Here is a 23131-nt window from a genome sequence, read left to right as displayed (position 1 = left end):
CGACGCGTTCATTCAGCATGAGCGCGTCATCGTTAACGGTCTTCGCGAGCAAGCTCGCTCCTATAGAGGATGGGGGCGGGTGTCAGAGCAGCTCGAAGGTTTGCTGCTGCACATCCTGGGAATCCAGCCCGATCTGCACATTGAACTGGCCCGGTTCGGCTGCGTACTTGAGTTGGGTGTTATAGAACTTCAAGTCGTCCTCGGTGATGGTGAAGTGCAAGGTGCGTTCTTCGCCAGCCTTGAGCATGACCTTCTGGAAGTTCTTCAGCTCCTTGATCGGCCGGATCATCGAACCCGCCACGTCCTGGATATACAGCTGCACCACGGTTTCGCCGTCCACCTTGCCGGTGTTTTTCACGGTGACGCTGGCGTCGAGCTTGCCGGTCTTGTTCAGGGTGGTGGACGACAGCGCCATGTCCGAGAGGCTGAACGTGGTGTAGCTCAGGCCATAACCAAACGGGAACAGCGGCCCGGTGATGTCATCGAAGTATTGTGAGGTGTAGTTGCCCGGCTTGCCTGGGGTGAACGGCCGGCCGATGGTCAGGTGGTTGTAATAGGTCGGAATCTGCCCCACCGAGCGTGGGAAGGTGATCGGCAGCTTGCCCGACGGGTTGTAGTCACCGAACAGCACGTCGGCGATGGCGTTGCCGCCTTCGGTGCCGGCGAACCAGGTTTCCAGGATCGCATCGGCCTGTTGCTTCTCGTCCAGGATCGACAGCGGACGGCCGTTCATCAGCACCAGCACCAGCGGTTTGCCCGTGGCTTTGAGGGCTTTGATCAGGTCGCGCTGGCTTTGCGGAATGTTCAGGTCGGTGCGGCTGGACGATTCATGGGACATGCCACGGGACTCGCCCACGGCGGCGACCACCACGTCGGCATCCTTGGCGGCCTTGACGGCCTCGTCGATCATTTCCTGGGCCGGGCGGGTGTCATCCACCACTTCCGGGGCATCGAAGTTGAGGAAGTTGAGGTAATCGACCACGGCCTTGTCGTTGGTGATATTGGCGCCACGGGCGTAGATGATCTTGCCTTTCCCGCCGATGGCCGCGTTGAGGCCGTCGAGCAGCGTGACCGATTGCGCAGGCTTACCGGCGGCGGCCCAACTGCCCATCATGTCGATTGGCGCCTTGGCCAGCGGGCCCACGAGCGCGATGGTCGCGGATTTTTTCAGCGGCAGGGTGTCGTTCTGGTTCTTCAGCAGCACCAGGCTGCGGCGTGCGACATCACGGGCTTCGGCACGGTGCAGGCGGTTTTCGGCGTAGGTGTCGGCGGGGTCGTCCTCGGCCTTGCCGATGCGCAGGTACGGGTCTTTGAACAGGCCCATGTCGTATTTGGCGCCGAGCACTTCGCGCACGGCGTTGTCGATATCGCTCTGCTCGATCTCGCCGGATTTGAGCAGCCCTGGCAATTCCTTGCCATACAGCGAGTCGTTCATGCTCATGTCGATGCCGGCCTTGATCGCCAGCTTGGCGGCTTCACGCCCGTCCTTGGCCACGCCGTGCTTGATCAGCTCGAAGATCGCGCCGTGGTCGCTGACAGCCAGGCCCTTGAAGCCCCAGTCCTTGCGCAGCAGGTCGTTCATCAGCCAGGTGTTGGCGGTGGCGGGCACGCCGTTGATCGAGTTGAGCGCCACCATCACACCGCCGGAACCGGCCTTGATCGCCGCGTGGTAGGGCGGCAGGTAGTCCTGGTACATCTTGACCGGGCTCATGTCGACCACGTTGTAGTCGCGACCGCCTTCCACCGCGCCGTACAGGGCAAAGTGCTTGACGCTGGCCATGATGCTGTCGGCATTCGCGGGGCTGGTGCCCTGGAAGGCCTTGACCATCACTTCGGCGATGCGCGACACCAGGTAGGTGTCTTCGCCGAAGCCTTCGGACGTCCGGCCCCAGCGCGGATCGCGGGAGATGTCGACCATCGGCGCGAAGGTGAGATCGAGGCTGTCGGCGGCGGCTTCCTGGGCGGCGATGCGCCCGGAGCGGCCGATGGCGTCCAGGTCCCAGCTGGAGGCCAGGGCCAGGCTGATCGGAAAGATCGTGCGGTGGCCGTGGATCACGTCATAGGCGAAGAACATCGGGATCTTCAAGCGGCTGCGCATGGCCGCGTCCTGCATCGGACGGTTTTCCGGGCGGGTGATGGAGTTGAACGTGCCACCGATGCGGCCGGCGGCGATTTCCTTGCGGATCAGCTCGCGGGGCATTTCCGGGCCGATGCTGATCAGGCGCAATTGGCCGATCTTTTCATCGAGGGTCATCTGTCCGAGCAGGTCGCTGACGAAGGCGTCCTTGTCTTTAAGCGCAGCAGGCTTTGTTTCTGCCCAGACGGGTTGGGTAGCCAAAGTGGCAACAAGGCCGAGCAAACACAGCTTCTTCATGAATATCCTTTTTCGGCGCACTGCACAGCGGTTAGGCTGGTCGGCCAAAATGTGGGGAGCGTCTATTGTTATTCGGGTGTCGTTCAGATAAATGCCGCACACTCTGAACTCTTTATCGCGCTGGGCATCTTTTTAGCTGATTGGCTCGATGCATTCCAGTGATGGGGGCGGATTATGCCCCATGCGCGTGGTTTATAGGGCGAGTCGTCAAATTCCTTAAAGGTTGGGCAGGAGAAACACCATGCAAGCAGCACAAGGTTACCGCTGGGGCTTGAAAGCCGCGGCTTTGCTATTGATCAGCACAGTCCTGAGCGGTTGTGGCATCAACACTATTCCGACCCTGGATGAACAGGCCAAGGCGGCCTGGGGCCAGGTGCAGAACCAGTATCAACGCCGGGCCGACCTGATTCCCAACCTGGTGGAAGTGGTCAAGGGCTACGCGGCCCATGAGCAGGACACCCTCACCGCCGTGATCGAGGCGCGGGCCAAGGCGACGTCGATCCAGGTCGATGCCAGCACTCTCGACAACCCGGAAAAACTCAAGCAGTACCAGCAAGCCCAGGATGGCTTGAGCGGTGCCCTGAGCCGTTTGATGGTGGTGTCCGAGCGCTATCCGGACCTGAAGGCCAATCAGAATTTTCTGGCCCTGCAGTCGCAGCTTGAAGGCACGGAAAACCGCATCGCCGTGGCTCGCCGCGATTTCATCCAGGCCGTACAGGCCTATAACACCGAGATCCGCACGTTCCCCGGCCGCCTGTGGCACAGCGTGATGTACAGCGATCTGCCGATCCGCGCCACGTTCGAAGCCACCAGCGCCGATGCTGATAAAGCGCCGCAAGTGAAGTTCAAATAAGGCTTCATTGAGGTGTCGATGCGTTTATTAAGGATAAGCCTGGCGCTGTGGCTGTTGGCTTGCGTGGGTCTGGCCCAGGCGGCGTTGACGTTCCCGGCGTTGACCGGACGGGTGGTGGACACCGCCCAGATGATCGACCCGGAGGTACGCGAGCACATCACCCAGCAGTTGCAGGCGCTGGAGCAAAGCAGTGGCGACCAGATCGTGGTGGTCACCGTGCCCGACCTGCAGGGCGTGCCCATTGAAGACTACGGTTATCAACTGGGCCGCCACTGGGGCATCGGCCAGAAGGGCAAGGACAACGGCGCGCTGTTGATCGTCGCCCGCGATGAGCGCAGGTTGCGCATCGAAGTCGGCTATGGCCTGGAAGGTGTGCTCACCGATGCGCAGTCGTGGGTGATCATCAACCAGGTAATCACGCCCAAGTTCAAGGCGGGTAATTTCAGCCAGGGCATCAGCGATGGCGTGGCGGCGATGATCCAGGTGGTGGGCGGCGAGCCCCTGGCGGTGCCGGCCCATGTGGCGGATGCCAACTTCGCCAAGGATAATCCGGGGTTTTCCATCGGCTTGTTCATCCTGTTGATCGGCGTGTTGTGGCTGTGCAATCGCCTGGGCCTGCCGGTGTGGGCGATCCTGTTGGCGATCCTCAGCAGCAGTGGCCGTGGCGGCAATGACGGAGGCGGTGGCGGCGGTGGTTTCCGGGGCGGCGGTGGCGGCTTTGGTGGCGGCGGGGCGTCGGGCGGCTGGTAATGACAATAACGAGAAAAGAGCATCTACAACCATGGCATTACTGAGTGAACACGAGCAGCGCCAGGTCGCCGAGGCGATTGCCCGGGTCGAGCAACAGACCGACGCCGAACTGGTGACGGTGCTGGCTGCCCGTGCGGATGACTACGCCTATATCCCGTTGCTGTGGGCCAGCCTCATCGCTCTGGTGGTGCCCGGTGTGGTGCATTACCTGTCGGGCTACCTGACCATGTACACCTTGCTGCTGGCGCAATGGGTGACGTTCATCTTGCTGTGCCTGGTGTTTCGCTTGCCCAGGGTCACCACGCGGTTGATCCCCCGTTCGGTGCGCCATTGGCGCGCGTCGAACCTGGCGCGCCGACAGTTCCTGGAGCAGAACCTGCACCGCACCATAGGCAGCACCGGGGTGCTGATTTTCGTCAGCGAGGCGGAACGCTATGTGGAGATTCTGGTGGATGACGGGATTTCCAAGCGCCTGGACGACAGCCATTGGGATGGCATCGTCAAGGCGTTCACCCAGCAAGTGAAGCAGGGGCAAACGCTGGCCGGGTTCATTGCCTGCATCGAGGCCTGCGGTGAGTTGCTCAAGGCGCATGTGCCGGTGACGCAGGCGCGTAACGAACTGCCCAATCGCCTGGTGGTACTCGAATAGTCCAGGCTCCCCCGAGCAAAAAATGTGGGAGGGGATTTGCTCCCACATTTGAATCGGCGCCGACCACTGGTCAAATAACTCCGTGCCCTGGTGGGCTATCCCCCCTAAAATGCCCGGCATTCCCAGCCCGAGGCGTTTTGTTCATGTCCGTCACCGCTCAACCTGCCAGCCTTGCGCCGGATCATCACGCCCAGTTCATCGAACTCCTGAACACCAGCCTCGCACACAGCGCCTTCATCAAGTTGGTGCTGGCCAAGTACGTGGGTGAGGACGTCGAGCTGCAACGGCTGATCATCAAGCCGGTGACGGTCAAGGAGCAGGCGTGCCTGTCCTTCGTCTACCGCTACAAGACCCGCGATATCACCAAGAACCTGCCCGTGGCCGATGGCGTGGCGGCGATTGCCGAGCTGCTGCCGGCTTCGTTCAAGAACGCACACTTGCTGGCGCTGACCGACGAAGCCCAGTTGGAATACAGCAAGAAGAACAAAAGCTCGCTGTTCAAAAGCAAGCCGCAGCAACTGCGCGAGGCGCCCTCGGCCGAGCATAACCGCGAGAAGCATCGCTTCCTCGACCTCAACCGACCGTTCCTTGTCGACCTGGGCGTGACCGATGCCAAGCATGCGCTGATCCCGTCGATGTCGCGCAAATGGAAGCAGATCAACAAGTTCATCGAAGTGTTCAGCCATGCGCTGATCGCATCGCCCCTGAGGCTGGACCTGCCGATGCGCGTCGCCGACTTCGGCTCGGGCAAGGGCTACTTGACCTTCGCCATCCACGACTACCTGCGCAACACCCTCAATGTCGAAGCCGAAGTCACCGGCGTCGAACTGCGTGAAGACATGGTGACCTTGTGCAACGCCGCCGCCGCGCGCCTGGAACACCCGGGGCTGACGTTCAAATGCGGCGACGTGCGCAGCGTGGCGCCGAGCGAACTGGACGTGATGATCGCGCTGCATGCCTGCGATGTGGCCACCGATTATGCGATCCACACCGGTATCCGCTCCGGCGCGGCGATCATCATGTGCTCGCCGTGCTGCCACAAACAGATTCGCCTGCAGATCCAGAGCCCGCTGCTGTTGAAACCGATGCTGCAATACGGCCTGCACCTGGGCCAGCAGGCGGAAATGGTCACCGACAGCCTGCGCGCCTTGTTCCTCGAGGCCTGCGGCTATGAGACCAAGGTGTTCGAGTTCATCTCCCTGGAACACACCAACAAGAACAAGATGATCCTCGCGGTCAAGCGTGCGGAGCCGCTGGACAACGCGCCGTTACTGGACAAGATCCAGCAACTCAAGGACTTCTATCACATCACCGAGCACTGCCTGGAAACCTTGCTGCGCGAGGATGACTACCTCGGCTGAACACGAAGCCAATGGGGGAGGGGGCTTGCTCCCGATTGCGGCGGTTCAGTCACATATGCATCGACTGATAAGCCCCTATCGGGAGCAAGCCCCCTCCCACCGTTAAATCGCATTGGCCTTCGAGATGGGCGCAGCCTGCACCGCAGTCTTGCGCCCCAGCATCACCGTGATGATTACCCCGCATGCAAACAGCCAGGTGATCGGCTCGATGTGTTCGCCAAAGAACAACGCCGAAAACGCGATGGTGAAGAAGATCTGCAGCAGTTGAATCTGGCTGACCCGCGCGATGCCGCCCATGGCCAGGCCGGCATACCAGGCAAAGAATCCGAGGAACTGCGAGAACAGCGACACATAGCCGAACGCCCACCAGGTGCGCATGGAGATCGCGCCTTGATGCTGCGCCGCCAGGTACCACACCGGGCCGATCAACACCGGCGTGGACAGCACCAGCGCCCAGCAGATCACTTGCCAGCCGCCCATCTCCTTGGCCAGTCGCCCGCCTTCGGCATACCCCAGGCCACCGACGGCAATCGCACCGAGCATCAACAGATCGCCCGCCTGGATACTGCCGGCGCCGGTGATCAGCGCATATCCGAGCACCAACCCACTGCCCAACGCGGCGCAGGCCCAGAAGGCTTTGGATGGCCGTTCATGGGACAGCCACGCCGCATACAGCGCCACACACAGCGGTTGCAGGCCGTTGACCAGCGCGCCATGGGACGCCGGCAGGGTCTGCATGGCCCAGGCCGACAGCACCGGAAAACCGAGGATCACCCCGGCGATCACCAGGCCCAGCCCGCGCACCTGGCGCCAGCTGGGCCAGCGCTCGCGGCGCCACAGCAACAGCGCCGCCGCCGGGATCGCCGCGAACAACGCGCGACCCAGGCCGTTGAGTAACGGATGGATTTCCTGCACCACGATGCGGGTGAAGGGCAGGGTCAGGCTGAAGATGATGACGCCCAGCAGGCCGAGGGCCATGCCGGTGTTTTCGCGCGAACTCATGATGGGGACCGACAACTAGAAGGTTTCAAGGGAAACCCATCTAGCCACAACCCCCGCCAAACGCGGGCCTACAGCTGGGTGCGGATTTATCCGTACAGTTTGCAGGCGCGAGCTGACTGGCGAAAAATCGCTCAGGGAATGAGGGGATCAGGACACTCGCGTCTGGGCCTCGCAGATCATTCGCGAGGTTCGATCCTGATGATGCCGTCGGCCGAGGCCACGGTTTTCACCGGCAGCAGGGCGGGCAGGGCGTTGAGCAGGGCGTCGGGGTCGTTCACATCCAGATTGCCCGAGACTTTCAGTTGCGCCACCGCGCTGCTCACCTGCAACGGGGCCTGGGGCCGGTACAGGCTCAGTTCGTCGATCAGGCTGGCCAGGTCGCGGTTGCGAAATGCCAGGTTTCCGCTGCGCCAGTCGGCCACTTCTTCGTCGATGAGGGTTTGCTGCTGCAAGGTGCCCTTGGCGTAGTTGTAGCTGGCGCGTTGCTGGGCGCCGAGCAGGGCCACCGGGCTTCTTGGGCCCGGCTCGAACGCCACTTGGCCATGGGCGACGCTGACCACCAGTTGCTGCTGGCTGCGCCGCACATCGAAGCCGGTGCCGACCACCCGCACATTGGCTTCGCCCGCCTGCACGAACAGTGGTCGTTCCTTGTCGGCGGCCACTTCGATATACACCTGGCCCTTGTCCAGATGCACGATGCGCTGGTACGCGGTGAAATCCACGCGCAGGCGGGAATGGGCGTTCACATACAGCGTGCTGCCGTCGGGCAGGTGCAGCGTGCGCATGCCCTTGACGTGGGCGGCCACCTGGGTGTGATACAGCTCGCGGGGCGCACCCACGGGCGTGGTCAGCACCGCACACAGCAACGCGGCGGCCACGGCCAGGGCTGGGCGCCACACCGACGGTTTGCGCTTGGGCAGCGCCACGGGTTTATTCAGTTGCTGCAATTGGGCCAGGTCGGCCCACAGTTGTTCGAACTCGGCATAGGCGCGGGCGTGGGCCGGCACCGCTTGCCACTCGGCAAAGGCCTTGCGGTCGGCGCGGGCCGTGTCGCTGCGGTTGCGGGCAAACCAACTGGCGGCTTGGGCATCGATGGCGTCGCTCTCCTCGATCTCCAGGGCGTCGATGTCGCTCAGGCGGTTCATTCTGGCTGCTCCATGCCGGGTTCGGGTTGAAGGCGTCGCTGGCGATGTGCGTCTGGCTCGGGCCTTCATAGCGGTGCAGCATAGGGGCTTCTTGCCAGCGGAGCGAGCGTTCGGCGAGGACTTCTTTCAACGCCTTGTTGATCAAGCACGCTGTAGCAAGGTGCAAATGATGTCGAGCGGGGTGTCAGGAAGGTGAGGGGCGTTGCCATCGGGAGCAAGCCCCCTCCCACATTTTTTGAGCGTGCTCAGGCAGGCGTTTGTGGGTTTGGCAATCTCCAGCAAATGCCACTAACCTCACCGATCCAACAATGGAATGCAGTCAATTGTGGGAGGGCGCAAGCCCCCTCCCACATTCGATCATCGTGCTACTGCAGCAGTGTCTTCAGTTGCTCGATCCCGGCGTCACCCAACGGAAAAACCGGCAACCTTGGATCGCCCACCTCCAACCCGGTCAGACGCAACCCGGCCTTGATCGTCGCCGGCAACCCGCCCTTGAGGATGAATTCCAGCAACGGCAACTGGCGATAGAACAGTTCGCGCGCCAGGGTCAGATCATTGGCCAGCGCCGCCTCGTACAAATCCAGGTTGAGCTGCGGGATCAGGTTCGGCGCCGCCGTGCACCACCCCTTCGCCCCGGCCGCGAATGCTTCCAGTGCCAGCGGGTTGCAGCCGTTGTAGAACGGCACATCGCTGTGGCGCCGTAATTGGTGCATGCGTTGAATATCCCCAGTGCTTTCTTTGACCATCGTCACGTTTTCCACGTGCTTGACGATGCGTAGGATCAGGTCCACCGACATGTCCGTGCCGCTGGTAGCCGGGTTGTTGTAGAGCATGATCGGCACACCGATGCTGTCGCCGATGGCTGCGTAGTGGGCGAGTATCTCGGCCTCGCTGAGCTTCCAGTAAGACGCCGGCAGCACCATCACCGCGTCGGCGCCATGGGCTTCGGCGTAACGTGCGCGGCGCACGGCTTTGGCGGTGGTCAGGTCGGACACGCTGACAATGGTCGGCACCCGTTTGCCGACTTTCTCCAGGCTGTAGGCGCTGACGTCATCCCACTCGGCATCGCTCAAGTAAGCACCTTCGCCGGTACTGCCCAGTGGTGCGATGGCGTGCACACCGCTGTCGATCAAACGGTCGATGGAGCGGCCCAGGGCGTCGAGGTCCACGCGCTGGCCGTCGGCGCTGAATGGCGTGATGGTGTAGCCGATGATGCCGTGAATGTTGGGGGTTGGCATGGAAAGTCTCCTGTCGGAAAAGGGTGGATCAGCTCAGGCAATCGGCGTGTTGGCGCAGGTTCTGGCGGACGTAGTAATCGAACGCGGCGCCATGGCGCTTGGGTCGGGAAATCCAGTCATGGGCTTCGCGGCCCAGTTGCGGCAGGATCGGCTTGATCGTCCCGGCCGCCATGGCCAGCAACTGCAACTTGGCCGCACGTTCGATCAACTGTGCGATCACGCAGGCTTCCTCGACACTGGCACCGGTCGACAACTGGCCGTGGTGCGAGAGCAGGATCGCGCGCTTGTCGCCCAGGGCCGTGGTGATGATTTCGCCTTCTTCATTGCCCACCGGCACCCCCGGCCAGGCTTCCAGGAACGCGCAGTCTTCGTACAGCGGGCAGAGGTCCATGTGGGACACCTGCAGCGGCACTTCCAGCATCGACAGCGCAGCGACATGCGTGGGGTGCGTATGAATGATGCAGTTCACATCCGGCCGCCCCCGGTACACCCAGCTGTGAAAACGGTTGGCCGGGTTGGGGATGCCATGGCCTTCCAGTACCTCCAGATCCTCGTTGACCAGCAGCAGGTTGCTGGCGGTGATCTCATCGAAACCCAGGCCCAGTTGCTGGGTGTAATACGTGCCGGGTTGAGCCCCGCGCGCGGTGATTTGCCCGGCGAGTCCGGAGTCATGGCCGTTCTCGAACAGGATGCGGCAGGTCAGCGCCAGCTTTTGCCGCACGGTCCACGTATTATCCGCCAGGGTGTTTTGCATCTGGATCAGCGCTTGCTTGACCAGTTGGTCTTTGGGGAGTGCTAATGTCTTGGCCATATCGGTGTCCTTTGGGTGATTCAATGGACGTCGGATTTGCTGATCTCCCGCTGCTCGCAAGGTCGTTGGGTGAACGCAAATGACACTAATTATGCTATATGACACTTTGTGTCATTAGCAAGCACAACTCATCGCTTCCTGTCTGGATTAACCGCGGAACATGTCTATCCGTTTGAAATTATTGAGAAAAAAACTTGGCGTGACATTGGAGGCCCTGGCGGAAAAGTCCGGGATGACCAAGAGTTATCTGTCCAAGGTCGAGCGCGGGCTCAACACGCCGTCGATCGCCGCCGCGCTGAAACTGGCCAAGGCGTTGAACGTGAAGGTCGAGGAACTGTTCAGCGAAGAGCGCGTCAGCCTGGACAGCTACAGCCTGGTGCGCAGCCACGAGCGGCCCGGTACCCCATCCGGCTATGCGGTGCTCGCCCATCAAGTCAGCGAGCGCAGCCTGCTGCCGTTCATCATCTACCCGCCGACGGAGTTCACCGACAAGACCTTCAAGGAACACGTGGGGGAGGAATTCCTGTTCGTGCATGAAGGCCAGGTGGAAGTGGATTTCATGACTGAGCGGGTGACTCTGGAACGCGGAGATGCGCTGTACTTCAATGCGCAGAAGCCCCATCGGTTGCGTTCGGTAGGGTCGGTGCAGGCGCAGCTGTTAGTGGTGGTACACAGCTCGGAAGAATGACCGCGAATGCCGTCAATGTTCGACCGGCACCGACAGCGCCGGATTACCCAGGGGATGGGTGCGCGCCGCAAAAAACTTCAGCACCACGCCGCTGCCATCGAACAGCTCTGAATAGCGGCGTTTCTGCTGGCGAATGAAACCGTCGCTGCGGCCCGATACCGAGATCGCCAGGGTTGACGGCCTGGCCTGGCGAATCGCGTCCACCAAGTGCCTGTCCTGCGTGCCCAGGTCATGGCCGAAGAGGCACAGCGCGCCTTGATGGGTCAGCAACTGCTCATAGCAGAACGACAGGTAATCCGAGCTGCGGATGGTCTTGAGCTTTTCCTCCACCTTGCCTTCGCTGACGAACAGCGGCACATCGTCCAGGGTCTTGATCGTGTTGTTGATCGCGAAACTGCTGAGCAGGGTGCTGTCGGTGCTCGGCAATTTACGCGCGGTGCCGTCCAGGTTGCGCACCAGGTGCAGGCCGCCGTGCAGGTAGAGGATGCGCGTGGCCTCGGTGCGTGTGTTGCGCAGGTCGAAGCTGGCGTCGGCGCTGCGGAACAGGTCGTCGATGCCGGGCGTGTGCAGGATCGCCCAGTAGTTGAGCAGGTCGTAATTGGTGGTGAATACCGTGGCGTACCGGGCCAGCTCGGCATTGATCGTCGCCAGCGTCGACGGCTGCACCAGGCGCCAGGGGATGTGCACGGTGTGGATGGTATTGATCAGCGCTTCCTTGATCGCGTAGTAGCGATTGCGCGGCGCCGCCGAGCTGACGGCCAGGGCCTTGTTGACCCGGCTGGTGGTCTTCAGCGCACCGAGGGCCTGCTCGAAGCTGCGGGTCTGTAGGGCGTCGAACACGCTGAGTTCAGATTGGCTGAGGGGTTTTTCTTCGACGGTGCGTGCGTTTTCGAACAGCGAGTCGTAGGCAAAGTCTTCCCAAATCGCCCGGCTGGCGCCGTTGCCGATCAGAATCGCGCTGAAGGCGATGCCGCTGCGCAGTGCGCTCCAGTCTTCAAGGTGGGCGTCAATATCCTGGAAATCCTTCATTGCGGCGGGTCTACTCGAAATCGGCTGGGGGATGACTTTATCACGGGCGTGGCTTGATCCTGATCAAGACGGATCAAGCGATGCAGGTGGATGCTGTCGACATAACGCCTCCGAGGATTTTTCATGAGCAGTACCTTCTTCATTCCCGCCGTTAACATCATGGGCACCGACTGCCTCGACGAAGCGATGGTCGCCATTCGCAACTACGGTTTTCGCAAGGCCCTGATCGTCACCGACGCCGGCATGGCCAAGGCGGGCGTGGCCAGTATGATCGCCGAGAAACTGGCGATGCAGGACATCGACTCGGTGATCTACGACGGCGCCAAGCCCAACCCGAATGTGGAAAACGTCGAGAAAGGCCTGGCACTGCTCAAGCAGAGCGCCTGTGATTTTGTCGTGTCCCTGGGCGGCGGTTCGCCTCATGACTGTGCCAAGGGTATCGCGCTGTGCGCCACCAACGGCGGGCACATCGGCGACTATGAAGGCGTCGACCAATCGAGCAAGCCGCAACTGCCCCTGGTGGCTATCAACACCACCGCCGGCACCGCCAGCGAGATGACCCGCTTCTGCATCATCACCGACGAAACCCGCCACGTGAAAATGGCCATCGTCGACCGCAACGTCACGCCGCTGCTGTCGGTCAATGACCCGACGCTGATGGTCGGCATGCCCAAAGGCCTCACCGCGGCTACCGGCATGGATGCCCTGACGCACGCCATCGAAGCCTACGTATCCACCGCCGCCACGCCGATCACCGATGCCTGCGCGATCAAGGCCATCGAACTGATCAGTGCCAATCTGCGCCTGGCGGTTCGTGACGGCAGCGACAAGGCCGCGCGGGAAAACATGGCGTATGCCCAGTTCCTCGCCGGCATGGCCTTCAACAATGCCTCCCTGGGTTTTGTGCACGCCATGGCCCACCAGTTGGGCGGCCTGTACGACTTGCCCCACGGCGTGTGCAACGCGGTGCTGCTGCCCCATGTGCAAAGCTTCAATGCCAGTGTGAGTGCCAAGCGCTTGAGCGACGTCGGCCGCGCGTTGGGTGCGGATATCAAAGGCACGACCGACGAAGAGGGCGCCCAGGCGGCCATCGCGGCGATCCGTGCGTTGTCCCAGGACGTGGAAATCCCCGCCGGCCTGCGCGAGCTGGGCGCCAAGTTGCAGGACATTCCCCTGCTGGCCACCAATGCGCTCAAGGATGCGTGCGGGCTGACCAATCCGCGGCGAGCGGATCAACGCCAGATCGAGGAGATCTTCCGCAGCGCGTTCTGATAGGGCTGCCGTAAGCCGCAAGCTGTTAAGCTGCCTGCAACTTGAGCTTGATGCTTGCGGCTTGCCGCTGAGGTTCCCCTATGAGAATTCTGTTATTCGGTGCCACCGGCATGGTCGGTCAGGGCGTGCTGCGCGAGTGCCTGCTGGCCGCCGATGTGCAGGAAGTCGTCGCGGTTGGCCGCACACCGTTGGCCCTGGAGCACGACAAGCTGCATCAGGTGCTGCACAGCGACATGCTGGATTTGCAACCCCTGGAAAACCTACTGCAAGGTTTTGATGCGTGCTTCTTCTGCCTCGGCGTTTCCTCGGCAGGCATGACTGAAACCCGCTACACCCACCTCACCTACGACCTCACTCTGGTCGCCGCCAGCACCCTGGCGCGGCTTAATCCGCAGATGACTTTTATCTATGTGTCCGGCGCCGGTACCGACAGTTCCGAGGCGGGCAAATCGATGTGGGCGCGGGTCAAGGGCAAGACCGAGAATGCCTTGCTGCGCCTGCCGTTCAAGGCGGTCTATCTGTTTCGGCCGGGGCTGATCCAGCCATTGCATGGCGTGCGCTCCAAGACGCGCGTGTATCAGGCCTTCTATTGCGCGTTCGGGCCGTTGCTTTCGCTGCTGCGTCGACTCAAGCCGGGCTGGGTGGTCAGCACCGAAACCGTCGGCCGGGCGATGCTGGCGGCGGTGCGCCATGGTGCGCCGCAACCGGTGGTGGAACAGGCCGAGATCAATCGCCTGGCATCCGAGCGTCCCTGATGCTGCACAAGAGCCTGGTACGTCGCCTGGACCTGATCACGCTGCAGCTGTTCGTTGCCGCAGAAGTTGCGCACGCAGGACAAAGGCTGATCAGCCCAGTGTCACCACTGCGCGGGCCGGCGTGGAGCTGAACTGAATCAACGCCACGCCGACGATCAACAGCAACGCGCCAAGGATTCGGGGCGTTGTCAGCTGGCGTTCCACGAGTCCGAACAAACCGAAATGGTCGAGCAACAGCGAGGCCAGGATCTGCCCGGCCATGGCCAGCGCGATGAACCCCGACGCCCCCAGCTTGGGCAGTAGCATCAGCGCCAACGAGATAAAGCACACCCCGAACGCACCGCCGGCCCACATCCACAGCGGTGCCTTGGTGATAAACGCCAGGCTCGGCAGCGGCACGCGCAGTGCAATGATGACCGGCAGCAACACGACAATGCTCACCAGCAACGACGCGAGCGTGGCCCACAACGGATGGCCGAGCCCGCGCCCCAGGTTGGCGTTGATCGCACTTTGAAATGGCACCACCGCGCCGGCGATCACGGCCAATAGCAACACACCGGCCCAATGCAACGTCGTCATCTTGAATCTCCCAGAGGTTTTACTGGACTCTAGGGTATTCGTCACGCAAATTTAAATTCCAAATTCTTATGCTGAGCATGCAGCTGATGAATGATCTGCGCCGCGTCGACCTGAACTTGTTGGTGATCCTCGACGCCTTGCTCAGTGAGCAACATGTCACCCGTGCCGCCGAGCGTCTGCACTTGAGCCAACCGGCAGTCAGCCATGCGCTGGCGCGCTTGCGCGATCTGCTGGGGGATCCGCTGTTGGTGCGCCAGGGCGGTGCGCTGGTGCCGACCGCCCGCGCGCTGGAACTCGTCGCGCCGCTGGCCGAGGCCCTCGCCCAGGTGCAGGCACTGCTGGCGTCGAACCGGTTCGACCCGGCGTCGGCCAAGCGTCGCTTTCGTGTGGCAATGTCGGACTACAGCGCGGCGATCTTCCTACCCGGTCTGGTGAGAACCTTGCGTCGCGAAGCGCCAGGCATCGACCTGCAAATCATCCAGGCCAGCCGCGAGGGTATGGTGGACGGCATCCTCAATGGTGACCTCGACCTGGCCGCTGGTGTGTTTCCCGATCGGCCTGCCGAACTGCACAGTACGCCGTTGTTCGAAGAGCATTACACCTGCCTGGTGGACCGCGACAGCCTGCCGGCGAGCGGTATCCTTGACTTGTCGACCTACCTGTCGCGTCCCCATGTGCTGCTGGAAATGCGTGGCAGCGGCACGCCAGAAATCGAGCGCGCATTGACGGCCATTCGTGAGCGGCGGCATGTGGCGATCAGCCTGCCGCATTGGGGCGTGGCGCCGCAGTTGATCCAGGGCACGGACTTGATCCTGACGGTGTCATCCCGTGGCTTGCTCGATATCGATCATCAACAGCTGCTGACCGTACCGCCGCCGTTTCATATCCCCTCGTTTGCCTTTGAGCTGGCGTGGCATGCGCGGCGGGGCGGGGATTCGGGGTTGCAGTGGTTGATGGCGCGTGTGCTGGGTGTATTACACGCTTGAACGTTCACTGCCAGGATGCTGGCGGCTGGCATCGAGTATGGAAAATTCCCACTCCCGTGTTCCAGCTACGGTGGCCTAGGCCTGTCGCCACAAGCCCTATGCCGTAATGAAGTTTTACCCGTAGCCTCGGAACAGGCAGAATCCCTCCATCGTTCAACCCTCTACCGGAGTCGCGCCCATGAGCCCATCCTTGCTGCTTGCCGTCCTCGCTTCGGGTTTTATCTACGGCATCACGCCGGGTCCAGGGGTACTGGCCGTATTCGGCATCGGCGCCGCCCGTGGCCGTCGTGCCGGGGCGGGATTTTTGTGTGGGCACTTGCTTGGCGATGTGGTGTGGTGCAGCACGGCGCTGATCGCGATTGTGGGCGCGCGGGAAGTCGGCAGCACGGCATTCGATGTGCTGGGGGTACTCAGCGGCCTGTACCTGTTCTGGCTGGGCTGGCGCGCGATCCGCACCCAGCGTCGCGGCGGTGATGCCCCTCAGGGTGCGGCGCGGCATCCGTTCTGGCACGGCATTGTGTTCGGCCTGACCAACCCCAAGGCATACCCGGTCGCCGTGGCGACGTTCACTGCGTTGCTGTCCAGTCGAGCCGAATTGCTGACCTGGTCGATGCTGCCGTCGTTGATCATTCTCAGCTTCGTCGGCGGGCTGCTGGCCTACGCGATCCTGATCGGCGTGGTGGGCGCCCAGCGCGTGCGCACGGTGTATCAGCGCCATGAAATCCTGATCACCAGACTCTGTGGCGTGATGTTTATCGGCTTCGCCATCAATGCCCTGGCCCATGCATTGCCGGGCTTGTTCGGCAGTAAACCGGCCTGACACGACGAGGACCGTTCGTCGCACTGACAGGTTTTTTCTAAACCTTTGCCGCCCTGAAAATTCGAATTCAAGGCGAGGTGTATTCCCTCGCACCTATTTTTGCCCTGGAGGAACCCATCATGAGCCGCATGGCTATCCGGTTACGCACCGCCAGTTTCGCGATGCTGCTGGGCCTCGGCGCCAGCAATGCTTTCGCCCAGTCGCCTGCTGAATTCATCGAGCAGGCTTCGGCCAAAGGCATGGCCGATATCGAAACCAGTCGCATGGCCCACGCCAAAACCTCGTCCCAGGAAATCAAGGACTACACCATCGAGGTGATCAACGAGCGCACCCTGGCCAATCAGCACCTGGCGGCGATCGCCAAGAAGCTCGACCTGCCCGTGGCCCCGCGCGAGAAGATCGTCGACAAGGCCGAAACCCTGATGCCCGAACTCAAGGACGGCGACTCCTTCGACGCTGCCTACACCGCGCAGCAGGTCAAGGAAAACGAAGACGCCATCGCTCTGTTCAAACAGGAAGGCGCGGCGTCCGATGTGCCGGAAATAAAAGCCTTGGTGGATGAGACGCTGCCCAAGTTGCAAGAGCGTCTGCAAAAGGCCCGCGCCCTGGCGTCCACCTACGGGAAGGGTCATCAAGGCGACGGTTGAGCCCTTCAGCGACTACGAAAAACGGCGGTTGGATCAAATCCAACCGCCGTTTTTTTGTGCTGGGGGCACGTCAGCCTCGGTCGGTGCCTTCCAGCGCCAGCAGATACTGCTTGGCCGCAAGCCCCCCGGCAAACCCGGTCAACCCGCCTGATGCGCCTATCACACGATGGCACGGAGCAATGATCGAGATCGGATTACGCCCATTGGCCGCGCCCACGGCACGCACGGCTTTCGGGTTGCCGATCTGCTGGGCGATCTGGCTGTAGCTGCGGGTTTCGCCAAATGGAATGGTCAGCAGGGCTTGCCAGACCTGCTGCTGAAACGCGGTGCCGGTGAAGTCCAATTCCAGCTCGAACCGGTTGCGGCTACCGGCGAAATATTCCCGTAGCTGGCGCTGGGTTTCCAATAGCACCGGATTGTCGTTGGCCTCGTGCAACGGCCCCAGGCGGACGCGGTTGGCGCGCTCTTGTTCCCACAGGATGGCGCTGAGTTTCCCCGCGCGCGCCACCAGAGTGAGTTCGCCGACGGGGGAGGGCATGAGCGTGTATTCATAGCGCATAAGAGGGCTCCTGAACGGGTTGGGGATGGCTCAATCTAGACCCACCCATTGCACCGGAAACTTCGTTTCTTGCGGTCGAATTTTCCGCCAGCCTAGAAGTTCCAGTAAACCCTTGAAAGGTAATAGAGCGCCGTCAGCCACGAGGCGGCCCCCAGCACAACCAATGAGATGGCATTGAGCAAGGTGCCGATCAACGCCAGCACCGTTACCCGGCGGCTGGCGTGGCGCCTGGCGAACCTTACGCCATACGTTGACGCGACGATCGTTCCCAGCGCGAGGGCCAGGCCCAGTGGAAACGGCAGGCGCACCAGCGAGACCAGCAAGGGGACTACCAGCACCCAGCCGACCACTTGGCGCAATATGGGTTTTGGTGTGTGTCGTATGGGGTCTGGCATGACGGTCATCCTGTTTCTCGGGCTGGCTGGGCCACATCATCACGAACGGACGCTACCGTCGCTGTCAGACTTTGCGCACGGTAGGGCTACCGATCCTGCTGCAGCGTCTCGGCGATAACGGTGAGGAACGCGTCAACCAATACACCTTTTCTTTCAGCTGCGGTCAGCACCAGCAATTTTGCACACGCGTCCGCCTCCACCAGTGGTCGATACGTCACCCCCTTGTTCATCAAGCTCTGCGTGCATTGCGGTACCAGCGCGACTCCTTGTCCAGCCGCCACCAGCGCGATGATCGAGGTGATCTGCCGCCCGATCGGGCCCGCACGCAGGGGCACGGCGTGGTGACGGTAAAGCTGCTCGATGGATTGGTTCAGTCCCGACACATAGTCGGCTGGAAACAGAATCAACGGATATGCACTGAGCTGCGCCAAGCTGACAACCGACTCGCGGGCCAAAGGGCTGTCACTGGACACCGCCGCCACCAATCGCTCCTCACCCAATGACAACGCCTGCACTGCGTTACTTTGCGGCAGCAACCGACTCAAACCGATATCCAGCCGCCCATCCGCCACCTGCGCGCCGAGGTTGCCGGAGGCGCATTCCACCAGGGTCAACTGCACATCGGGAAAGCGTTGGGCGAAGGTCTGGATTGTCTGGCTGAAAAGGTCCGACAGGGCGATCGAACTGACATAGCCCAACGCCAGTTGCCCGGCTGTGCCTGCGGCCAATTTACCGGCGATCACCTGGGCCAATTCGACCTGTTCCAACACGCCACGGGCGTAAGGCAGAAACGAACGGCCCTGGGCGGTGAGGGACACCGTGCGGCTGGTGCGATCGAACAGCTTGAAGCCCAGTTCCGCTTCCAGTGCCGAGATCTGCCGGGTCAACGGCGGCTGGGCCAGATGCAGGCGAAGGGCGGCGCGGCCGAAGTGCAATTCTTCGGCGACTGTCAGAAAGTAACGCAGCTTGCGTAGGTCGAGCATCCTGATCCTTGGGTATCAATCGGTCGGAATTCGGTATTGGTTTCAGAGCCGCCGGCCATTCTATAAAGACCGCTCAACATTAAACGAGCGGTTTCATGAAGCTGCACGAATTGTCCACCCGTCGTCGCGCCCTGTTTGCTGGCTGCAGCGCTCATGCCGTGCACGATGGTCTTACTGACGCGATCTACGTTCTGCTACCGATCTGGCAGGCTCAGTTTGCCTTGTCCTACGCTCAGATCGGTCTTTTACGTGGCGCATATTCCGGGATGATGGCGGTGTTCCAACTGATGGCCAGCCGCGCCGCCAAACGTTGGGGCCGCGTACCGATGCTGGTGGGTGGCACTGCGCTTGCGGGGGCTGGCTATCTGTTGGCGGGCCAAGCCACAGGGCTGACCCTGTTGCTGGTAGCGCTGCTGCTGGGTGGCTTGGGCGCCAGTACCCAACATCCGCTGGCGTCTTCGATGATCACCGATGCCTATGAGGACGGTGGCGGGGTCAAGCAGGCGTTGTCCCAGTACAACTTCTCCGGGGACATCGGCAAAACCCTGGTCCCCGGCCTGATTGGCCTGCTGCTCACGGTGATCAGCTGGCGTGCCAGCGCCACGCTTCTGGGGTTGCTGGGCCTGGCGGCGGCGGGGTTGTTGTGGTGGTTGGTTCCTACGCAAACATCCGAACCGACCTGCGCAAAAAAATCCAAGACCCTCACTGGAAGCGGCTCAGCCAGCGGCCTGCGCGCCCTGATCCTCACCGGCACCCTGGACAGCGCTGTGCGCATGGGCTTTCTCACTTTCCTGCCATTCCTGTTGCAAGGCAAAGGCGCGGGTACGGCCGGCATTGGTCTGGCCCTGACGCTACTGTTCATCGGCGGCGCCTTCGGCAAATTGTTCTGCGGCTACCTCGGCGTGCGCATTGGCATGATGAAGACGGTGTGGCTCACCGAAACCAGCACCGCACTGCTGATCGTCGCGGCGGTGTACCTGCCGTTGACCGGGTTGATGGTGATGCTGCCGGTGTTGGGGTTGGCGCTCAACGGCACATCTTCGGTGCTATACGGCGCCGTGCCGGATCTTGCTGGCGCGGGCAAGCGAGAACAGGCGTTTGCGGTGTTCTACACCGGCACCATTGGTGGCGGGGCACTGGCCCCGGTGGTGTTCGGGGGTGTCGGGGACGTGCTTGGCGTACCGGTGGCGGTGATGGTATTGGCGGTGATGCTGCTGGTGACGCTGCCGTTGGCGTGGGTGGTGCAGCGGGGCGTGGAAATGCCAGGTTGATCACCGCGTTTGCGCGTCGACCTAAAAAGACGCCTCCAGGGAAAACGGAATCCGCAACGCGCCAATGGGGCCTTCGCGCGTGCCACACATTTCGTCATGCACGCAGTGCTGCACCAGCACACAGGGAAACGGTGGAACCCGCTGCAACAGGTCGCGTAAATGTGTGGTGGAGCCTATGCGCATCGGCTTGGCGTGATCGTCGAGCAATGTCAGCTCGGTATGTTCCAGCCGGACGCGGGCGATGTAGAACCCGCCTTCCAGCGACAGCAACTCCAACTCACGTATTTCGCCCTTCTCGGCGAGTTCAGTCAGCATGTGCATATTCATGATTCACCTCATTGGCGACGGAAGAACAACGTGACCTGGCCCCATTCGACGCCGAACTTGGACATGCTCGAGCGGTTGATCATGGTGTCTTCGTCCATCAAGTACATCCAATCGTCAAAGCTGACTTCGTACACCGAACCATCCACCGGCAGATTGAGGCGGTAGCGCCAACGCAGCGCGTTGCCGGCCACTTCGCCGATCGCCTCACCGACCACGTCGCCGGCGCGCCCGCGCCAGCGTCCAGGGCCGTCCGGGGTCAGCGTCCACACGCGTTGCTGGCGCGTGCCATCGCTGTAGAGGAAGCGCTCGTCGAGAATCAACGCGTTGCCCTCACGCCGGCTGGCGATATCCACCTCAAAGCGCTTGGCCACTTCCCCCGAACGCTTCTGGAAAATGCCCCAGGCTTTCACCGGTTTACTGAAGAAGCGTTCCAGGTCCAGCTTCGGTTGCTGGTCGGCGTAGTGGCCGACCTCCACATTGCTGCAACTGGTCAGGCTCAAGACCAGCAACAGTGAAACCAGTAGACGTGTCATGGCCTGGCTCGTTAGAGGCTGCGAGGCGAAGCGCCACCGCTCAAGCCATGATACTTGTACATAAATTTTTATTTGTACATGTTTTGAGGCGCTTTATTTTCTGACGGGGGAGTGTTTCAGAAGGTCGGTTCCAAATGCCGCCCATAAAAACCGGTCATCGAGGACCGGTTCCTTTGTGTTTTCCCATCAACATTTTATTGGTGGCTATGCCGGCACCGAGTTCCTGATGATGTCTGAAATGATTGGAACGGGTGTCAACAGATGCTCCCGCATCAGGGCGCTCGCCTTTACCGCATCGCGAGCAAGGATGGCTTCCACCAGGGTTGCATGCTCGGCCCTTTTTTGACGTAGCGCCTCTTCGGAGAACACCGTGCTTTTCAGCCACAGGTGGCGATACCGCTCCGCTTGGTCCAACAGTTGCGACCTCAGTTGCAGCAGGTGCTTGGATCCACATCCTGCGGCTATCGCACTGTGAAACGCTTTATGTCGGGCATCCCATATCTCAAGCATCTGCTCTTGCGTTCTGAGCTCCATCACTTTCGATAGCGTGTGAGTTCGCGCAAGAATCGAGGCTTCCCAGGAATCATCCCCTCGTTCGATCGCAAGCGTGAGAATCATGGCTTCCAGATTGGCGCGCGCGTCGTAGATATCGCGCATTTCCTCCATGGACATGGGCGCGACCCGATAGCCTTTTTGGTTTATCGCAATCACCAAGTGCTCGGCGACGAGCTGGGACAGGGCCTCCCTCAGCGGGCCGACCCCAAGCCCATATCGATCTTTCAGGGCACTCATCAATAGCTTCTGCCCAGCCGGAAATACGCCACGAATGATGTCCTTCTTGAGCCTTCCGTAACCCTCGAAAGTAGATTTCAGCGTTGGCTCAAGCTCTTCCATAGCGACCACTCATCGTCAAATTCTCCTAATGATACCCATTTTTAAGAATGGGGCCGAATGGCTACGGAAACATTTTCTATCTATATATTTTAAAAATGTAGACATTTTTTATTTGTGGCGATATTTTTCGCCGGTCGATTCACCCGATGCTCCGCAAAGCGCTCACCCTCACTACGCCAGGACATAGCAATGAACGCCTTCTCTCAGATAAACGCTCCGGTCATGCAACAGCCCACTGAGTATGTGGGCTTCTCGCTCAAGCCTTCCGCTCAGTCCAAGCGCTTCTTGGAGCTCACCTTTCCTAAAGTCACCGTCGACGCGTTTTTCGCCGCCGTCGCCGAATGGCCGGTCCAGGCCCTTGAGTACAAGTCGTTTTTGCGGTTTCAGTTTGGCAAGATCCTCAACGAAATTTGTGGTGAGACGCTACGCCCGGTATTGGTCAATACGCTGATGGATCGTGAAACCGGTGGCCTGCTGGTGAAGCCTGAAGGGCTGAACGATGTTTCCCAGGCAGAAGACATGGTTAAATTTTCCACCGCCGTCGCGCACCTGCTTGGGCGTTCCAATTTCGATGCGATGAGCGGACAGTTTTATGCTCGCTTCGTCGTGGAAAACACCGATAAGTCGGACAGTTACTTGCGTGCCCCCCACCGTGTGATGGAGTTGCATAACGACGGAACGTTCGTGAATCAGATCACTGACTACGTCCTGATGATGAAAATCGACGAGCAAAATATGCAAGGTGGCAACTCCCTGCTGCTGCACCTCGATGATTGGGCTGACTTGAATAAGTTCTACAGGCATCCCCTGGCTCGCCGCTCCCTGCGCTGGACCGCGCCACCCAGCAAAAACGTCAACGAGGACGTATTCCATGCGGTCTTTGATACCGATGGTGAGGGGCGCCCGACCATGCGCTATATCGATCAATTTGTTCAGCCTGAAAACTACGAAGAGGGTACTTGGCTTTACGAACTCGGCGAGTCGTTGGAAACCAGTAAGGCGAAGCTGTCTATTCCCGTTCCAGTCGGTTCGTTCGTGCTGATCAACAACCTGTTCTGGCTTCACGGGCGTGACCGCTTCACCGCGCATCCAGGCCTTCGCCGCGAGCTGATGCGCCAGCGCGGCTACTTCAGCTATCCGAAGGTGGGTCACCACCACGGCCAGACATCCAACTGATCGATGGGCGGGCCACAGGCGACTGCGGCCCGCT

General features: G+C 61.1%; 25 protein-coding genes. 12 read left to right on the top strand and 13 right to left on the bottom strand.

The annotated features are described in order from the left end of the window. Nucleotides 1-82 precede the first annotated feature (82 nt). On the bottom strand, nt 83-2374 hold the full coding sequence (bglX, locus tag BLR63_RS15060; protein ID WP_010563618.1) for a beta-glucosidase BglX: 2292 nt from the start codon (nt 2372-2374) through the stop codon (nt 83-85). A 241-nt stretch (nt 2375-2615) separates the two neighbouring features. On the opposite strand from bglX, the gene BLR63_RS15055 reads away from it, so the two are divergent. From BLR63_RS15055 to BLR63_RS15040, 4 genes are all read left to right on the top strand, one after another. Then, entirely contained in the window at nt 2616-3227 is a 612-nt protein-coding gene (locus BLR63_RS15055) for a LemA family protein (RefSeq protein WP_010563619.1), read from the top strand. A gap of 18 nt (nt 3228-3245) precedes the next feature. Further along, a complete protein-coding gene (locus tag BLR63_RS15050) occupies nt 3246-3977 on the top strand; it encodes a TPM domain-containing protein (protein ID WP_010563620.1) in 732 nt (243 codons plus the stop codon). Nucleotides 3978-4008: 31 nt separating this feature from the next. Continuing rightward, on the top strand, nt 4009-4626 hold the full coding sequence (locus BLR63_RS15045) for a TPM domain-containing protein (RefSeq protein ID WP_010563621.1): 618 nt from the start codon (nt 4009-4011) through the stop codon (nt 4624-4626). Nucleotides 4627-4769: 143 nt separating this feature from the next. Beyond that, a complete protein-coding gene (locus BLR63_RS15040; RefSeq protein WP_010563622.1) occupies nt 4770-5987 on the top strand; it encodes a class I SAM-dependent methyltransferase in 1218 nt (405 codons plus the stop codon). Nucleotides 5988-6089: 102 nt separating this feature from the next. Here BLR63_RS15040 and BLR63_RS15035 read toward each other — a convergent pair whose 3' ends face one another. The 4 genes from BLR63_RS15035 to BLR63_RS15020 form a co-directional block, all read right to left on the bottom strand. Further along, nucleotides 6090-6989, bottom strand: coding sequence for a DMT family transporter (locus BLR63_RS15035; RefSeq protein ID WP_042946531.1), 900 nt, complete (start codon nt 6987-6989; stop codon nt 6090-6092). Nucleotides 6990-7165: 176 nt separating this feature from the next. After that, a complete protein-coding gene (locus tag BLR63_RS15030) occupies nt 7166-8134 on the bottom strand; it encodes a FecR family protein (RefSeq protein WP_010563624.1) in 969 nt (322 codons plus the stop codon). A 365-nt stretch (nt 8135-8499) separates the two neighbouring features. Continuing rightward, nucleotides 8500-9372, bottom strand: a complete 873-nt coding sequence (locus tag BLR63_RS15025) for a dihydrodipicolinate synthase family protein (RefSeq protein ID WP_010563625.1) — start codon at nt 9370-9372, stop codon at nt 8500-8502. 28 nt (nt 9373-9400) lie between these two features. Next, the gene (locus BLR63_RS15020) at nt 9401-10183 is read right to left on the bottom strand and encodes an aldolase (protein WP_010563626.1); all 783 of its coding nucleotides are present in this window, start codon (nt 10181-10183) and stop codon (nt 9401-9403) included. A gap of 160 nt (nt 10184-10343) precedes the next feature. Between BLR63_RS15020 and BLR63_RS15015 the strand changes: the two genes are divergently transcribed. Continuing rightward, complete coding sequence (locus BLR63_RS15015) at nt 10344-10871, top strand: helix-turn-helix domain-containing protein (RefSeq protein WP_010563627.1); 528 nt, start codon at nt 10344-10346, stop codon at nt 10869-10871. Between the two features lie 12 nt (nt 10872-10883). Here BLR63_RS15015 and BLR63_RS15010 read toward each other — a convergent pair whose 3' ends face one another. Further along, nucleotides 10884-11900 carry a DUF4917 family protein gene (locus BLR63_RS15010; RefSeq protein WP_010563628.1) on the bottom strand — a complete coding sequence of 339 codons (1017 nt, stop codon included), beginning with the start codon at nt 11898-11900 and terminating at the stop codon, nt 10884-10886. Between the two features lie 123 nt (nt 11901-12023). Between BLR63_RS15010 and yiaY the strand changes: the two genes are divergently transcribed. Both yiaY and BLR63_RS15000 read left to right on the top strand, forming a co-directional pair. Continuing rightward, nucleotides 12024-13172 carry an L-threonine dehydrogenase gene (gene yiaY / locus BLR63_RS15005; RefSeq protein WP_010563629.1) on the top strand — a complete coding sequence of 383 codons (1149 nt, stop codon included), beginning with the start codon at nt 12024-12026 and terminating at the stop codon, nt 13170-13172. Nucleotides 13173-13252: 80 nt separating this feature from the next. Beyond that, a complete protein-coding gene (locus BLR63_RS15000) occupies nt 13253-13927 on the top strand; it encodes an NAD(P)H-binding protein (protein WP_010563630.1) in 675 nt (224 codons plus the stop codon). Between the two features lie 90 nt (nt 13928-14017). Here BLR63_RS15000 and BLR63_RS14995 read toward each other — a convergent pair whose 3' ends face one another. Continuing rightward, nucleotides 14018-14506, bottom strand: coding sequence for a DMT family transporter (locus tag BLR63_RS14995; protein ID WP_010563631.1), 489 nt, complete (start codon nt 14504-14506; stop codon nt 14018-14020). Nucleotides 14507-14583: 77 nt separating this feature from the next. Here BLR63_RS14995 and BLR63_RS14990 point away from each other — a divergent pair, with 77 nt between their 5' ends. The 3 genes from BLR63_RS14990 (at nt 14584) to BLR63_RS14980 (ending at nt 16959) form a co-directional block, all read left to right on the top strand. Next, nucleotides 14584-15492: a LysR family transcriptional regulator gene (locus BLR63_RS14990; protein ID WP_408003388.1), complete on the top strand. Its 909-nt coding sequence runs from the start codon at nt 14584-14586 to the stop codon at nt 15490-15492. A gap of 178 nt (nt 15493-15670) precedes the next feature. After that, nucleotides 15671-16312, top strand: a complete 642-nt coding sequence (locus BLR63_RS14985) for a LysE family translocator (protein WP_010563633.1) — start codon at nt 15671-15673, stop codon at nt 16310-16312. Between the two features lie 119 nt (nt 16313-16431). Beyond that, nucleotides 16432-16959, top strand: coding sequence for a DUF4142 domain-containing protein (locus tag BLR63_RS14980; RefSeq protein ID WP_010563634.1), 528 nt, complete (start codon nt 16432-16434; stop codon nt 16957-16959). A 70-nt stretch (nt 16960-17029) separates the two neighbouring features. Here the strand turns inward: BLR63_RS14980 and BLR63_RS14975 are convergent, their stop codons facing one another. From BLR63_RS14975 to BLR63_RS14965, 3 genes are all read right to left on the bottom strand, one after another. Next, on the bottom strand, nt 17030-17518 hold the full coding sequence (locus BLR63_RS14975) for a methylated-DNA--[protein]-cysteine S-methyltransferase (RefSeq protein WP_010563635.1): 489 nt from the start codon (nt 17516-17518) through the stop codon (nt 17030-17032). 92 nt (nt 17519-17610) lie between these two features. Continuing rightward, complete coding sequence (locus tag BLR63_RS14970; protein ID WP_010563636.1) at nt 17611-17913, bottom strand: hypothetical protein; 303 nt, start codon at nt 17911-17913, stop codon at nt 17611-17613. Nucleotides 17914-17999: 86 nt separating this feature from the next. After that, nucleotides 18000-18896: a LysR family transcriptional regulator gene (locus BLR63_RS14965; RefSeq protein ID WP_010563637.1), complete on the bottom strand. Its 897-nt coding sequence runs from the start codon at nt 18894-18896 to the stop codon at nt 18000-18002. A 95-nt stretch (nt 18897-18991) separates the two neighbouring features. On the opposite strand from BLR63_RS14965, the gene BLR63_RS14960 reads away from it, so the two are divergent. Beyond that, nucleotides 18992-20167, top strand: coding sequence for an MFS transporter (locus BLR63_RS14960; RefSeq protein WP_010563638.1), 1176 nt, complete (start codon nt 18992-18994; stop codon nt 20165-20167). A gap of 21 nt (nt 20168-20188) precedes the next feature. Here BLR63_RS14960 and BLR63_RS14955 read toward each other — a convergent pair whose 3' ends face one another. The 3 genes from BLR63_RS14955 to csiR all read right to left on the bottom strand — a co-directional run bounded on the left by BLR63_RS14955 (nt 20189) and on the right by csiR (nt 21921). Continuing rightward, nucleotides 20189-20494, bottom strand: coding sequence for a DUF6482 family protein (locus BLR63_RS14955; protein WP_010563639.1), 306 nt, complete (start codon nt 20492-20494; stop codon nt 20189-20191). 8 nt (nt 20495-20502) lie between these two features. Beyond that, a complete protein-coding gene (locus BLR63_RS14950) occupies nt 20503-21027 on the bottom strand; it encodes a DUF3833 domain-containing protein (protein ID WP_010563640.1) in 525 nt (174 codons plus the stop codon). 204 nt (nt 21028-21231) lie between these two features. Then, a complete protein-coding gene (csiR, locus tag BLR63_RS14945) occupies nt 21232-21921 on the bottom strand; it encodes a DNA-binding transcriptional regulator CsiR (protein WP_010563641.1) in 690 nt (229 codons plus the stop codon). Between the two features lie 189 nt (nt 21922-22110). Here csiR and glaH point away from each other — a divergent pair, with 189 nt between their 5' ends. After that, the gene (glaH, locus tag BLR63_RS14940) at nt 22111-23097 is read left to right on the top strand and encodes a glutarate dioxygenase GlaH (protein ID WP_010563642.1); all 987 of its coding nucleotides are present in this window, start codon (nt 22111-22113) and stop codon (nt 23095-23097) included. Nucleotides 23098-23131: the final 34 nt, after the last annotated feature.

The sequence above is a fragment of the Pseudomonas extremaustralis genome (assembly GCF_900102035.1).
GTDB classification, from domain to species: Bacteria; Pseudomonadota; Gammaproteobacteria; order Pseudomonadales; family Pseudomonadaceae; genus Aquipseudomonas; species Aquipseudomonas extremaustralis.
Note: the sequence above shows the minus strand (reverse complement) of the source record. Positions and strands in the feature narration are given on the sequence as shown.